This window comes from Streptomyces olivoverticillatus, from assembly GCF_014203555.1.
In the GTDB taxonomy this organism is placed as follows: Bacteria; Actinomycetota; Actinomycetes; order Streptomycetales; family Streptomycetaceae; genus Streptomyces; species Streptomyces olivoverticillatus.
Genome location: NZ_JACHJH010000005.1, coordinates 242,709 through 257,009, shown reverse-complemented (window position 1 = coordinate 257,009; position 14,301 = coordinate 242,709). Strand labels below are relative to the sequence as shown.

The window sequence follows — 14,301 nt, the reverse complement described above, 5'->3', positions numbered from 1 at the left end:
ACGCAGCATGCTTCGGCACGCGTACGAGCCCCGCCACACGGGCTCGGCCGAACGGCTCAAGGCCCGTCGGCCCCTTCCCTCCCCCGGAAGAACGCCGGGCTGCGCCGCCGCATCGACTCCATCAGCACCGCGCCGACGGCCAGCAGCCCCACCCCGATCACGAACACCGAGCCGACCCCCAGCACCGAACTCCCGCTTCCGTACGCCGGGTCCCACATGTCGTGGAGCGTCTTGAAGAAGACGGCCGCCAGCAACAGTCCGCCCATTAGTGGAAAGACGCCTTTGAAACACGCAGCGCGCAGCGAATTCCGCAGCTCGGCCCGGAAGAACCAGGCGCACGCGAAGGCCGTGATGGAGTAGTAGAAGCAGATCATCAACCCGAGGGCGTAGATCGTGTCGATGAGGACGTTCTCGCTGAGGAAGCTCATGCCCGCGTAGAAGACGCCCGTGGCGACGCCCGCCGCGACGGTCGCGCGGCCCGGGGACTTGAAGCGCGGGTGGACGCGGGCGAAGGACGGCGGCAGGGCGCCGTAGGTGCTCATCGCCAGCACGGTCCTGGCCACCGGCAGGAATGTGGTCTGCAGGCTGGCGGCCGCCGAGGCCAGTACGGCCACGAACAGCAGCACGCCGAGCGCCGTGCCCAGCACCGGGTCGGCCAGCGCCGCGAAGACGTTGTCGGCCGTCTCCGGGTTGCCCAGGCCCGTACCCTCCTTCCCGACGCCGGCGAACATCTGGGCCGCGACGGCCGTGAGCAGGTACGAGCCGACGAGCACGGCCATGGCCAGCAGCGCGGCCCGGCCGGGGGTCTTCTCGCTGCCGGCCGTCTCCTCGTTGACCGTCAGGCAGGCGTCCCATCCCCAGAACATGAAGATCGAGAGGGAGAGTCCGGCGGTGAAGGCGCCGAAGGACGGCACGGCGAAGGGGTTCAGCCACGCCCACGAGAAGTCGACCGCACCCGGCAAGCTGCCGGAGGAAGGCGACTTGCCGATGGCCATCGCCACGAAGACGGCCAAGACGGCCAGTTGGAGGCCGACGAGCCCGTACTGCACCCCCTTGGTCGCGGTCACACCGCGGTAGCTGACGGCCGTCGCCACGGCGATGAAGGCCAGGCACGTCAGGACGTGCACGACACGGTCGCCGCCCAGGGCACCCACCGCCTCGCTGCTGGTGATTTCGCCCAGCAGCAGATAGAAGAAGGAGGTCGCGACGCCGGCGAGGTTCGACAGCACGATGATGGTCGCGATGACCAGGCCCCAGCCGCACATCCAGCCGATCCGGGGGCCGAAGGCCCGCACCGTCCAGGTGAAGGACGTGCCGCAGTCGGGCAGGACGCTGTTCAGCTCGCGGTAGGCGAAGGCGACCAGCAGCATCGGGAGGAAGCCCGCGAGGAAGACGGCGGGCATCTGCACCCCGACCTGGCCGACGGTCGGGCCGAGGGTGGAGGTCAGGCAGTACACGGGCGCGACGGTGGAGATCCCGATGACAGCGCTGCCCAGAAGGCCGACGGATTCGCCGCCGAGGCCCTTGCCGCGCACTTCCCCGCCGTCGGCGCCCGCGACGCCCGTTACCGTGTCTCCGGACCGCAGCCGGGGATGTGCCTGAGCCATGGGCAGGACGTTAGGTGCTGCTGTTTCCGCATCCGGAGGAAAACGGTCCGGGGAATCGACCTTGAATTCGTGCCGCGGCACCGGCAGTTGACCTCGTCAAGCAAGGAAGACATCGCATTACGACCGGTAACACCAAGGGCTCCCGCCTCACCCGCCGCACAACGGAAACCGCATCTCCGCCCCATTTGCCCCACTTCAAAAATTTCCCGCCCCCGCCGCCCCCGCCGTCCCCGCCGCCCCAACGGTCCCCACCGTCTCCGTGTCCCGCCCCGACCGCAGCACCCTCCCCGGCAGCGCCCCCGTCACCACGTCGTGCCGCACCGTCTCCACGCCGCCCACCCGTACGCTCACCACGCCCACCGCCCGCGCGTCCAGCCGCGGGCCGTCGCCCGGCAGGTCGTGCACCAGCGCCGCGGGCCCCGCGTCGACGCGCTCCGGGTCGAAGAGCACCAGGTCGGCGTGGAAGCCCTGGGCTATCCGGCCCCGGTCGCGCAGCCCGAACAGCCGCGCCGGCTCGTCCGTCAGCATCCGCACCGCCCGCTCCAGCGGCACCAGCCTGCGCCCGCGCAGGCAGTCGCCGAGGAAGCGCGTCGTGTACGGCGCCCCGCACATCCGGTCCAGGTGCGCCCCCGCGTCCGAGCCGCCCAGCAGCACGTCCTCGTGGTCCCACGTGTGCCGGCGCAGCTCCCAGCTGGCGGGGTCGTTGTCCGTGGGCATCGGCCACAGGACCGTACGCAGCACGTCGGCGACGCAGATGTCCACCAGGCAGTCGAAGGGGGCCTGTCCGCGCTCGGCGGCGATGTCGCCGACCCTGCGGCCGGTGAGCCCGTCGTTCTCCTTGGCGTACGTGTCGCCGATGACGTACCGGGCGAAGTCGGCCAGCCGCCGGAACACCCCCGCCTCCGGTCCCCGCGCGCGGCGCAGCAGCTCGGCCCGTACGGCACCGTCGCGCAGCCGGTCGATACGCTCGGGCACCGGCAGGGCGAGCACCTCGCCCCAGCCAGGGATGAGGTTCAGCGCGCAGAAGGTGCCCAGCGACATGTTCATGGGCGTGAGGATGGGCATGGTCAGCGCGACGATCCGGCCGCCCGCGGCGCGCGCCTTCTCGCTCGCGGCGAGCTGGTGCGGCACGCGGCCGGGCTCGGCCGCGTCGATGGTGAGGACGTTCCAGTTCAGAGGGCGCCCGGCGGCGGCCGTCATGCGCACCAGCAGGTCGGCTTCGGCGTCGGAGAAGCGGTCCAGGCAGCCGGCCACGATGGCCTCGATCTGGGTGCCCTCGTGGGCGCCGACCGCGCGGGAGAGGGCGAGGAGTTCGCCGGGCAGGGCGTGCCGGGAGGCGACGGGCCGGCCGTCGCCGTCGGAGTGCGAGGCCGACTGCGTGGTGGACAGGCCCCAGGCCCCGGCGTCCATGGCCTCGTGCAGCAGCGCGAGCATGCCGCGCAGCTGCCCGTCGTCCGGCGTGCCGCCGACGGCGCGCGGGCCCATGACGTAGCGGCGCAGGGCGCAGTGGCCCACCATGAAACCGGCGTTGACGGCCAGCCGGCCGTCCAGCGCGTCCAGGTAGTCGCCGAAGGACGACCAGGTCCAGGGCGCGCCCTCCTCGAGCGCGGCCAGCGACATGCCTTCGACCCTGCTCATCATCCGGCGCGTGTAGTTGGCGTCCTCGGGGCGCGCGGGGTTCAGGGGCGCGAGGCTGAAGCCGCAGTTGCCGCCGACGACGGTGGTGACGCCGTGGCTCATGGACGGGGTGGCGTAGGGGTCCCAGAAGAGCTGGGCGTCGTAGTGCGTGTGCGGGTCGACGAAGCCGGGCGCGAGGACGAGCCCGGTCCCGTCCTCCTCGGTGCGCGCCCGCTCGCCGGTGCGGCCGCCCGCCTTCACCGCGGCCGGGCCGCGGTCGATCACCGCGATCCGTCCGTCCCGTATGCCGACGTCGGCGACGTACGAGGGTGCGCCGGTGCCGTCGACGACTGTGGCGCGGCGGATGAGGTGGTCGAGCACGGCGGCGGGTCCTCTCGCTCGGCGGTCGGACGGCCCGTACGCGGGCGCGGGGTACGGGCGGGGCCGGGGCGGCGGCCCGGGAGGCGCCGCCCCGGCGGACGGGGGTGCTCAGGCCGCGGCGGCCCGGCGGTAGCGCGTGGTGCGGTGCACGGGGTCGGTGTCGATCTTCGGGATGACGTGTTCGCCGATCAGCCGGATGGTGCGCAGGGTGTCCTCGTAGGGCACCCCGACCGGCAGTCCGAAGGCGAGCTGGTCGGCGCCGGCCTGCTCCCAGCGCTTGCACTGGCGGAAGACCTCGTCGGGGTCGCCGCAGATCATCAGCTCCTCGGCGATGAGCAGCTCGATGATCTCCGCGCTGTAGTCGGGCAGCAGCTCGGGCCAGCGCGGAATGCCCTCGGAGCGCGGGAAGGTGTCGTGGTAGCGGAAGAGCAGCGACTGGAGGTAGTTGAGGTTGCCGCGCACGGCGATGTCCACGGCCTGCTCGTGGGTCTCGGCGCAGATCGCGGTGGAGGTGACCATGACGTTGTCGTTGACGAAGGCGCCGACCGCCTCGGCCTGCTGGACGGCCGTCTTGTACGAGTCGACGACCCACTCCATGTCGGAGACCTTCTGCACGCTGAAGCCCAGGACGCCCAGCCCTTTCTTGGCCGCCATGGCGTACGAGGAGGGCGACCCGGCGGCGTACCACATGGCGGGGTGGGAGGGTCCGTACGGCTTGGGGAGGATCTTGCGGGGCGGCAGCGACCAGTGCCGGCCGGCGAAGCCCGGGTACTCCTCCTCGCGCCACATCCTGGGGAATTCGGCGATCGTCTCTTCCCAGATGTCCTTGGTGGCGTTCATGTCGGTGACGCCCGGCAGGAAGCCGAGGATCTCGTGGCTGCCCGCGCCGCGGCCGGTGCCGAATTCGAAGCGGCCGCCGGAGAGGTGGTCGAGCATGGCGGCCTTCTCGGCGACCTTCACCGGGTGGTTGACCTGCGGCAGCGGGTTGAAGATGCCGGAGCCGAGGTGGATGCGCTCGGTGGCGTGGGCGAGGTAGCCGAGGAAGACGTCGTTGGCGGAGAGGTGGGAGTACTCGTCGAGGAAGTGGTGCTCGGAGGCCCAGGCGTACTTGAAGCCCGACCTGTCCGCCTGGATGACGTATTCGGTCTCCTCCATCAGGGCGTGGTGCTCGGCCTCGGGGTCGGTCCGCCTGCGGCTCGCAGGTACGTACCCCTGGACAAAGATCCCGAATTCCACGGAGGTCACCGCCCGTCGTGCTGCCGATTTACCTGACGCACCGTCAGATGTGGAGGACTCTCGCACCAGCCGGTGGGAGCGTCAAGAGCGGCGGACGCGCGGGGCGGGCGGGCGCCTCACCAGGACCGGTCCGCCCCGGTGAACGGGTGCATCACCAGGACGGGTCCGCCCCGGCCAGCCAGCCGCCGTCCACGACGAAGGGCTGCCCGGTGACGTACGAGGAGTCGTCGGACGTCAGGAACAGCGCCGCGCGCGCCACCTCTTCCGGCCGCCCGATCCGCCCCATCGGCACCAGCTTCCGGAACGCCGCGTCCGCCTGCTCCCGGCCGTGCCCGGGGACCGCGCCGGGCCGGAGCAGCGCCGGGTTGGTCATGGGGGTGTCGATGCCGCCGGGGCACAGGGCGTTGACCCGGATGCCGCGGGCCGCCAGCTCCAGGGCCGCCACGCGGGTCATGGCGAGGACGGCGCCCTTCGAGGCGGCGTAGGCGGTGAGCGTGGCCATGCCGGCCAGGGCCGCGTACGAGGCGGTGTTGACGATCGTCCCGCCGCCCGCGGCCGCGATCTCGGGCGCCGCGGTCCGCATGCCCAGGAAGGGGCCGGTCTGGTTGACCCGGACCACCACCTCGTACTCGGACAGCGAGGTGTCCACGAGGGCGCGGTGGCGCAGGATCCCCGCATTGTTGACCAGCCCGTCGAGTTTGCCGAACGTCCTCGTGGTGAAGGCGACAGCATCCGCCCAGTCGTCCTCGCGGCCGACGTCGAGGTGCACATAGCGGGCGCACGGGTGCCCGATGTCCGCGGCCAGCGCCTCGCCCGCCTCGTCGAGCACGTCGGCGAGGACGACCTTTGCGCCTTCGGCCGCGAAGAGCCGCGCCTCCTGCTCGCCCTGGCCGCGCGCCGCACCGGTGATCAGCACGACCCGGCCGTCCAGTCTGCCTCTGCCCATGGCGTGCGCATCCCTTCATCCACGGAGGTGGGGGGCGACCTCCTCCGCGAAGGCCGCCATCTGGTCGAGGAGTTCGGCGAGGCCGCGGCAGCGCAAGCGCACCTGGATCTGGTCCGCTCCCATCTCCCGGTAGGCGCGCAGCGACGCGGCGAGCGCCTGCGGCGCGCCCGTGAGCGTCCGGGGGCCGGTGTCCCAGGTGGGCGTGCCGACGTACAGCGGCTCGGTGATCGCCCCGACGGCGAACGGGCCTTCGCATCCCGCCTCTTCGCGCAGCCGTCGCAGCTCCGCAATGCGCTGCGGCAGCTGCTCGCGCGGGTCTCCTTGCGACAGCCAGCCGTCGCCGCGCAGGGCCGCCCGGCGCAGCGCGGCGGGCGAGGAGCCGCCGACCCACAGGGGCGGCCGTGGCGTGCGTACGGGACGTGGGCCCTGGCCGAGGCCGTCGAAGCGGAAGCGGCTGCCCTCGAACGCCGGGAACTCCTCGGGGCCGAGGGCCGCCTTCAGGGCGTCGACCGTCTCGTCCAGGACGGCCCCGCGGCGCCCGAAGTCCACGCCCAGCGCCTCGAATTCCTCGCGCACGTGCCCCGCGCCCACCCCGAGGACCAGCCGCCCGCCGGAGAGCCGGTCCACGGTGGCGTACTGCTTGGCCGTGACCAACGGGTGCCGCAGCGCGGCCACGGCGACGTGGCTGAGCAGCAGGACGCGCCCGGTGACGGCGGCGAGGTGGGCGAGGGTGGCCACGGGGTCGTACCAGACGGTCCCCATGGCGACGGCCAGGCGCCGGGGTACGGCCACGTGGTCGCAGACGGCGACGTACGCGAAGCCGTGCCGGTCGGCGGCGCGGGCGACGCGCCGCAGCTCGTCGGGGCCGGCCGCCGCCTCCCAGGGCTCGGCGAAGAGGGTGCTCAGGGCCTGGACGGGCAGCTGCATGCCGTAGGACAGCCGGCCTTCGGGCAGCACCTGCAGGCCGTGGATCGAGGCCGGTGGCTGTTCCAGTGATGGATCAGGCACCGGATCCGCCGCCCGATCAGGCACCGGCCCAGAGCCCTTCGGGCGTGAGCCCGAGCAGCTCGATCGCGTTGCCCCGCACCACCCGCTCGACCGTCTCCGGCGCCAGGTGCCGCATTTGCTCCTCGGCGACCTGCCGGGACCTCGGCCAGGTGGAGTCCGAGTGCGGGTAGTCGGTCTCGTAGAGCACGTTCCGCTCGCCGATCGCGTCGAGGTTGCGCAGGCCGAAGGCGTCGTCGAAGAAGCAGCCGTGGACGTGCCGGGCGAAGAGCTCGGAGGGCGGGCTGGCCACCTTCTCCGCGATGCCGCCCCAGCCGCGGTTCTCCCGCCAGACGACGTCCGCGCGCTCCAGGATGTACGGGATCCACCCGATCTGCCCCTCCGCGTACATGATGCGCAGCCCGGGGAAGCGGTCGAACTTGCCCGACATCAGCCAGTCGGCCAGCGAGAAGCAGCAGTTGGCGAAGGTGAGGGCCGAACCGACGGCGGGCGGCGCGTCCGGCGAGGTCGACGGCATCCGGGAGGAGGAGCCGATGTGCATGGCGACGACGGTCCGGGTCTCCTCGCACGCCCGCAGGAACGGGTCCCAGGCGTCGCTGTGGACGGACGGCAGCCCCAGGTGGGGCGGGATCTCGGAGAAGCACACGGCCCGCACGCCCCGCGCGGCATTGCGCCGCACCTCGGCGGCGGCCAGCCCGGCGTCCCACAGCGGGACGATCCCCAGCGGGATCAGCCGGCCCACGGCCGCGGGACCGCACCACTCCTCCACCATCCAGTCGTTGTAGGCCCGCACGCACAGCAGCGCGAGCTCGCGGTCGCGCGCCTCGGCGAAGGTCTGGCCGCAGAAACGCGGGAAGGTGGGGAAACAGAGCGCGGATTGGACATGGTTGCGGTCCATATCGGCCAACCGCTCCGGCAGGCTGAAAGAACCCGGACGCATCCGCTCGTAGGTGATTCCTTCGAGACCGATCTCGTCCCTGGAGTATCCGACGGCGGTATCAAGCCGCGTGAGCGGACGGTACAAATCCTCATAGACCCACCAGTCGGCCACCGGCCCGTCGTCCCCCGGGGCCCCCATGGCCGTTGCGAACCTTCCGCCGGTGAAGGTCATCTCCTTCACCGGGGCCCGGACGATCCTCGGCCCGACGTCGTGGAATTTCGCCGGTAGCCGGTCCCGCCAGACGTCGGAGGGCTCGACCACGTGGTCGTCCACCGAGATTATCTTGGGGAAGCTCGCCATGGCCGACACGTTAGCGCCGATCTGACGGACCGTCAGCAAATCACGCACGCGGCCCTGGGAAGTCCTTGTGGAGAGGCCGGACCCCTGCTGACGCAGAGGGCTTCAACAAGGCAGACTGGCCGGTGCGACCGAGCAGGACAGGCAGGGGGTCACGATGGCCGGCGACACAGGGCACGGGCAGCGGCTGCGCTTCACCGTGCTCGGGCCCGTCCGCGCCTGGCGCGGCGAAGAACTGCTCCACACCGGATCACCCCAGCAGCGGGCGCTGCTCGCCGCCCTGCTGCTGCGCGGCGGCCGCACCGCCACCGCCCCCGAGCTCGTCGACGCCCTCTGGGGCGATGAACCGCCGCACGCGGCGCTCGCCGCGCTGCGCACCTACGCCTCCCGCCTGCGCAAGGCCTTCGGACCCGACGCCGACGCCCTCGTCAGCGAATCCGGCGGCTACGCCATACGCGTCAGGGAGGGCGGCCTCGACATCGACACCGCCGAACGGCTCGCGGCAGAGGCCGACAAGGCACGCGGCGCGGGCGACCGCGGCCGCGCCCGCGAGCTGATGAACCAGGCACTCGGCCTCTGGGACGGCGAGCCGCTGGCCGGGCTCTCCGGCCCCTACGCCGACACCCAGCGCGCCCGCCTGGACGAGTGGCGGCTGTCCCTGCTGGAGACCCGCCTCGACCTCGACCTCGAAGTCGGCTGCCACGCCGAGGCCGTCTCCGAACTCACCGCCCTGACCGCCGCCCACCCGCTGCGCGAGCGCCTGCGCGAGCTGCTGATGCTCGCCCTCTACCGCAGCGGCCGCCAGGCCGAAGCCCTCGCCGTCTACGCCGACACCCGCCGCCTGCTCGCCGACGAACTCGGCGTCGACCCCTGCTCCGAGCTCTCCGAGCTCCAGCAGCGCATCCTGCAGGCCGACGTCGACCTCAATTTCCACATGGGCGCCGACCGGCCCAGCGCCGGCCCCACCTTCATCCGGCCCGCCCAGCTCCCGGCGACCGTCCCGGACTTCACCGGCCGCGCCGCGTTCGTCGGCGAGCTCAGCGACCAGCTCGCCACCGCCGAGGGCAGCGTCATGGCCGTCTCCGCCGTCGCGGGCATCGGCGGCGTCGGCAAGACCACCCTCGCCGTGCACGTCTCGCACGCCGCACGCCACCACTTCCCCGACGGGCAGCTCTACGTCGACCTTCAGGGCACCGGCCCCGTCGTCGCCGAACCGGAGGCCGTCCTCGGGTCGTTCCTGCGCGCCCTCGGAATCCCGGACTCCGCCATCCCTGAAGGCGTCGAGGAGCGCGCCGCGCTCTTCCGCTCCACCCTCGACGGCCGCCGCGTCCTGACCCTGCTCGACAACGCCCGCGATGCCGCCCAGGTCCGTCCCTTGCTGCCCGGCAACGAGGGCTGCGCCGCGCTCGTCACCAGCCGCTCCCGCATGGTCGACCTCGCCGGCGCCCACCTCGTGGACCTCGACGTGATGAGCCCCGAGGAAGCGCTGGTGCTCTTCACCCGCATCGTCGGCGCCGAGCGGGTCGGCGCCGAGCGCGACGCCGCCATGGACGTCGTCGCCGCCTGCGGCTTCCTGCCGCTCGCCATCCGCATCGCCGCCTCCCGGCTGGCCGCCCGTCGCACCTGGACCGTCACCGTCCTGGCCCGCAAGCTCGCCGACGAGCGCCGCCGCCTGGACGAGCTGCGCGCCGGCGACCTCGCCGTCAAGGCCACCTTCGAACTCGGCTACGGCCAGCTGGAGCCCGCCCAGGCCCGCGCCTTCCGCCTCCTCGGCCTCGCCGACGGCCCCGACATCTCGCTCGCCGCCGCGGCCGCCCTCCTCGACCTGGACCCCGACGACACCGAGGAGCTCCTGGAGTCCCTGGTCGACACCTCGCTGCTGGAATCCGCGGCGCCGGGCCGCTACCGCTTCCACGATCTCGTACGCCTCTACGCGCGTTCCTGCGCCGAGCGCGACGAACAGCCGCCGGCCGAGCGCGAAGCCGCCCTGTCCCGGCTGCTGGACTTCTACCTGGCGACCGCGGCCGGCGTCTACGTCCTCGAACGCCCCGGCGACCAGCTCCTCGTCCACCTCACGCCCACCACGCACCCCGGGCTCACCTTCACCGACCGCAGCGCCGCGAGCGACTGGCTCTTCGCCGAGGCGGGCTGCCTGCTGGCCTGCGTGCGCCAGCACGCCGACTCCTCAGGCGACACCCTGCGCCGTGCCGTGGACCTCCTGCTCGCCGCCAAGGACCTCGCCGAGTCCGGCGCCGACTCCCGGCAGTACGAACAGGCCGCCACGGCCCTTCTCGCGGCCGCGCGGACGACCGGCGACACCCGGGCCGAGGGCCGGGCCCGCACGGTCCTCACGCACGTCCACAACGTCGCGGGGCGCTTCGCCCAGGCCGACGAGCAGGCCCGCCAGGCGGTCCTGCTCGGCCGCGCCTGCGAAGACCCCATCCCCTGCTGCTACGCCTCCAACAACCGTGGCATCACCGCCATCTACCAGCACCGCCACGAGGACGCCGAGGCCTACATCAGCCAGGCCCTCGCCTGCTTCCGCGCCGACGGCAACCGGCCGGGCGAGGCCAGCGCGCTCAGCAACCTCTCCCGGGTGCACCTCGACAGCGGGCGCGTCCAGTCCGGGCTGCGCCTGGCCGAGCAGGCCATCGCCATCTACCGCGAGGTCAACGTCTCCTGGCGGCTGGCCAACGGCCTGTACGCGTACGGGGTGGCCCTCACCCGCGCCGGCCGGCACGTGGAGGCGCTGGCCCAGCTCGCCGAGGCGCTGCCCATCTTCCGCGACAACCGGCAGCGGATGTGGGAGGGCATGACCCTCTTCCGCATGGCCGAGCTCTACCTCGCCGCCCACCAGCCCGCCCAGGCCGCCGCCCACGCCGAACAAGCCCTGGTGCAGCTGCGCACCATGGGCGGCGACTGGCGGCGCGGGAACGCACTGACGGTGCTCGGGCGTTGTCTGGATGCCCTCGGGCAGTCCGGGCGCGCCCACGCCTGCTGGACGGAGGCGCTGGCCATCTTCGAGCAGCTCGGCTCCTCGGAGGCGGCGGACGTGCGGGAGCTCCTGACGCCGGTGGCGGTCTAGGAGCGAGCGGGTCGGCGTGCGGGAGGCGCCGGCGGTGTCTTTTCCCCTCCGGGGGCGGGCGCAACTGCCGTGAAAACCCTGTCACGTGCCCGTTCATCGATCGTTTATCGCGTACCGCCAATCTAAGGGATGTCGATCCGTCGCGTCGGGGGGCAGGCGGGTCGTAGGTGAGGCCTCACCTCTAGGGTGAACAGCCCTAATGCCCGTCCGGCGGTCCTCGGGGGAGTCGCCGGGCGGGTTCTGCAGTCCCCGCCACAAAGGCGACTCGCCTTGACCTACGGAGTTGAACGACATGAGCGACGACAAGAAGCTCACACCCAAGGTGGCCACACCGCAGGACGACCACGCCACCGGTAGTCCGGCCGTCCTCCAGGACGACCACGCCACCGGTCAGCCGGCCGTCCGTCTGGACGACCACGCGACCGGCGGTCAGCCGATCGTTCTCAAGGACGACCACGCGACGACCGAGAAGCCGTTCTGACGGTCAGGTGCCACCTGCACGAAAAAGCACCAAGATCGTGTGTTCGGTAGCTTCCGTCTGACATCGGCCGGAAGCTCCCGGACCCGCACGGTCCTCACGGGGGAACGGGGGAACGGGGGGATCGGGGGATCGGGGGAATCAGGGGGACAGTCCAACGGGGGATATCGGGGGATATCGGGGGACTGGCCACGGGGGAACACACAGGGACCGGCGTCGACGGCGCGGAGGGGGAGCCGTCGGCACCGGTCCCTGCGCTCGCGGGGGGCGACAAGGGGCAACAAGGGGCGACGAAGGAAAGCCCCGATTCTCGGCCGTTTCCCATGGGGAACGGGGACCGGCCGGGTACGTTCCCCCATGCACCGTCTTCCGCGACCGCATAGCATCGCAAACTGCCGCTCCTGAGCAGCAGTTGACACGTGATCGATCGCACCAAAGCACCATTGCGTCAACGCACCATTGCACCGCCGCACTACTGCACGACTGAATCACCGCACCACTGCACAGCCGGCTGTCGGCGCGAATCCGGGAGCAGCAAGGAATCCGCCGGAATCGGCAACATCACCCGATGTACCACCACCCCCGAGCAGAGGAGTCGCAATGAACCGCAAGACGACGACCACCACCATGGCCCGCGGAAAGCGCACGCTCGCCATATTCGGCCTCGCCGCCACGGCGGCGATCCTCGGCTCGGCGCCGGCATTCGCCGACGACCACTCGACCGCCGTACCCGCCCTGCACGCGATCACGGGCAGCGCGGCCCCTCACGACGACCACACCACGGGCGGTGCGGACGACCACACCACCGGTGGCTCCGACGACCACTCCACCTTTGCTGCTGACGACCACAGCACCCTTGCTGACGACGACCACACGACCGGCCTGGACTTGAGCTAGCCGAAGCCCGGGCCAGGCGCCGGAGGCGCGGTCCGGTGACAACCATCACCGTCCTCGCTCCGTGTGGCACACACCTGCCGGGTGAGTACGGTCACCGGACCGCGCCCCGCGCGTCTTCCCCCTTTCACCGCCGCTGCCGCAGCACCCCTTTGAGCACCTTCCCGGACGCATTCCTCGGCAGCGTCCCTACGAACTCCACTTCCCGCGGCACCTTGTAGTTCGCCATCTCGCGCCGCGCCCAGGCAATCAGGCCCTCCGCCGTGACCGCGTCCGCCCCACCGCTGCGGACGGCGAACGCCTTGCCGACCTCGCCCAGCCGGTCATCCGGCACGCCGACGACGGCCACGTCCGCAACGCCCGGATGCCGGGCCAGCAGCTGCTCGATCTCGGCCGGGTAGGCATTGAAGCCACCGACGACGAACATGTCCTTCAGCCGGTCCGTGACCCGCAGATTGCCGTCGCCGTCCAGCACGCCGACATCGCCCGTGTGCAGCCATCCGTCGGCGTCCACGGCTTGCGCAGTGGCGTCGGCGTCCTCGAAGTAGCCGGACATCACCTGATACCCGCGCACCAGGATCTCTCCGGGCTCGCCCACGCCCAGCGCCCTCCCGTCGGCACCGGTCACCTTGACCTCCGTACCGGGTATGGCCCGGCCCGAGGTGCCCGCGACGACCTCGGCGGAATCGCCGGGGCGGCACATGGTGATCACGCCCGTGGCCTCGCTCATGCCGTAGGCGGTCAGCACGGTGGCGATGCCCAGCTCTCCGCGGAGCCGGTCCACCAGCCGCCGCGGCACGACGGCCGCCCCCGTCACGGCCACCCGCAGCGACGAGAGGTCGTAGGCCTCCCTGGCCGGGTGGTCCAGGACCGCCTGGTACAGGGTGGGCGGACCGGGCAGCACGGTGATCCGCTCCGCCGCCACATTGGCCAGCACCGCTTCCGCCGTGAAGACCGGCTGCGGATGGATCGTCGCGCCCCGCATCAGGCTCGCGATGACACCAGCCTTGTAGCCGAAGGTGTGCGAGAACGGGTTGACGATCAGATAGCGGTCTCCTTCCCGCAGTCCGGCCAGTTCGCCCCAGACGCCGAAGGTGCGCAGCGTCTGCGCGTGCGTGGTGACGACGCCCCTGGGCTCGCCCGTGGTGCCCGAGGTGAAGAGGATGTCGCAGGCGGCCGCGGGCCCAACCGCGTCTGCCCGCTCCCGCACGGCCTCGGCGGGGACCTCGCGCCCCGCCGCGAGGAACTCCTTCCACGTGCGGAAGTCCGCAGGTGCGGCATCGGCCAGCACCACCACGTCCCGCAGCTCGGGCAGCCCCGGCAGGGGCGACGTGCGGGCGCGTACGGTCGCGCAGGGTGCCGCCGCACCGGGGGCCCCGGCCGGCTTCCCGGCCGCTCCGCGCAGCGCCGCCACATAGGAGGTGCCGAGGAAGGGACCGGTGACGAACAGCAGCCGGGCCCGGGTCCGCGCCAGCACCTGGGCCGCCTCGGCGCCCTTGAGGCGGGTGTTGACGGGGACGAGCACGGCGCCCGCCGTGACCGCCCCCAGGCCGGCGGTGATCCAGTCCAGGGAGTTGGGGGCCCAGACCGCGACCCGGTCCCCCGCCTGTACCCCGGCGGCCATGCACGCCGCGGCGGCCCGCTCGATGCGCCGCCCCAGCTGCCGGTAGGTGATCCGCGCGCGGCCCTCGACCACCGCCTCGCGGTCCCCGTACCGCTCGGCCGCCGTACGCACCAGGCGGGGTATCGAGCCGAACTCCAGGTCGCCGCACATGGCTTGCCCTCCCGCTCCGCTAGCTGACTGTGCGTCAGATT

General features: G+C 72.3%; 10 protein-coding genes. 3 read left to right on the top strand and 7 right to left on the bottom strand.

All coding sequences use genetic code 11. The features are described from left to right. Nucleotides 1-56 precede the first annotated feature (56 nt). From FHS39_RS18355 to FHS39_RS18330, 6 genes are all read right to left on the bottom strand, one after another. Entirely contained in the window at nt 57-1,607 is a 1,551-nt protein-coding gene (locus FHS39_RS18355) for an APC family permease (RefSeq protein WP_184350422.1), read from the bottom strand. Between the two features lie 195 nt (nt 1,608-1,802). After that, nucleotides 1,803-3,605 (bottom strand): amidohydrolase family protein, encoded by a 1,803-nt coding sequence (locus FHS39_RS18350; protein ID WP_184350421.1) that lies wholly within the window; start codon nt 3,603-3,605, stop codon nt 1,803-1,805. A gap of 108 nt (nt 3,606-3,713) precedes the next feature. Then, nucleotides 3,714-4,841: an LLM class flavin-dependent oxidoreductase gene (locus FHS39_RS18345; protein ID WP_184350631.1), complete on the bottom strand. Its 1,128-nt coding sequence runs from the start codon at nt 4,839-4,841 to the stop codon at nt 3,714-3,716. A gap of 151 nt (nt 4,842-4,992) precedes the next feature. Then, nucleotides 4,993-5,787 (bottom strand): SDR family NAD(P)-dependent oxidoreductase, encoded by a 795-nt coding sequence (locus FHS39_RS18340; RefSeq protein ID WP_184350420.1) that lies wholly within the window; start codon nt 5,785-5,787, stop codon nt 4,993-4,995. Between the two features lie 15 nt (nt 5,788-5,802). Beyond that, nucleotides 5,803-6,714, bottom strand: a complete 912-nt coding sequence (locus tag FHS39_RS18335) for a TIGR03619 family F420-dependent LLM class oxidoreductase (protein WP_184350630.1) — start codon at nt 6,712-6,714, stop codon at nt 5,803-5,805. A gap of 97 nt (nt 6,715-6,811) precedes the next feature. Then, nucleotides 6,812-8,032, bottom strand: coding sequence for an amidohydrolase family protein (locus FHS39_RS18330; RefSeq protein WP_184350419.1), 1,221 nt, complete (start codon nt 8,030-8,032; stop codon nt 6,812-6,814). Nucleotides 8,033-8,186: 154 nt separating this feature from the next. Between FHS39_RS18330 and afsR the strand changes: the two genes are divergently transcribed. The 3 genes from afsR (at nt 8,187) to FHS39_RS18315 (ending at nt 12,489) form a co-directional block, all read left to right on the top strand. After that, nucleotides 8,187-11,114, top strand: a complete 2,928-nt coding sequence (gene afsR / locus FHS39_RS18325; protein ID WP_184350418.1) for an SARP-family global regulator AfsR — start codon at nt 8,187-8,189, stop codon at nt 11,112-11,114. 292 nt (nt 11,115-11,406) lie between these two features. Then, nucleotides 11,407-11,595: a hypothetical protein gene (locus FHS39_RS18320; protein ID WP_184350417.1), complete on the top strand. Its 189-nt coding sequence runs from the start codon at nt 11,407-11,409 to the stop codon at nt 11,593-11,595. 597 nt (nt 11,596-12,192) lie between these two features. Further along, a complete protein-coding gene (locus FHS39_RS18315; protein WP_184350416.1) occupies nt 12,193-12,489 on the top strand; it encodes a hypothetical protein in 297 nt (98 codons plus the stop codon). 124 nt (nt 12,490-12,613) lie between these two features. Here the strand turns inward: FHS39_RS18315 and FHS39_RS18310 are convergent, their stop codons facing one another. Beyond that, nucleotides 12,614-14,260 carry an AMP-binding protein gene (locus tag FHS39_RS18310; protein ID WP_184350415.1) on the bottom strand — a complete coding sequence of 549 codons (1,647 nt, stop codon included), beginning with the start codon at nt 14,258-14,260 and terminating at the stop codon, nt 12,614-12,616. Nucleotides 14,261-14,301: the final 41 nt, after the last annotated feature.

Coding starts and splice junctions, on each gene's coding strand:
- FHS39_RS18355 (WP_184350422.1), bottom strand. CDS start 1,607: ATGGCTCAGGCACATCCCCGGCTGCGGTCCGGAGACACGGTAACGGGC.
- FHS39_RS18340 (WP_184350420.1), bottom strand. CDS start 5,787: ATGGGCAGAGGCAGACTGGACGGCCGGGTCGTGCTGATCACCGGTGCG.
- FHS39_RS18335 (WP_184350630.1), bottom strand. CDS start 6,714: ATGCAGCTGCCCGTCCAGGCCCTGAGCACCCTCTTCGCCGAGCCCTGG.
- FHS39_RS18330 (WP_184350419.1), bottom strand. CDS start 8,032: ATGGCGAGCTTCCCCAAGATAATCTCGGTGGACGACCACGTGGTCGAG.
- afsR (WP_184350418.1), top strand. CDS start 8,187: ATGGCCGGCGACACAGGGCACGGGCAGCGGCTGCGCTTCACCGTGCTC.
- FHS39_RS18320 (WP_184350417.1), top strand. CDS start 11,407: ATGAGCGACGACAAGAAGCTCACACCCAAGGTGGCCACACCGCAGGAC.
- FHS39_RS18315 (WP_184350416.1), top strand. CDS start 12,193: ATGAACCGCAAGACGACGACCACCACCATGGCCCGCGGAAAGCGCACG.
- FHS39_RS18310 (WP_184350415.1), bottom strand. CDS start 14,260: ATGTGCGGCGACCTGGAGTTCGGCTCGATACCCCGCCTGGTGCGTACG.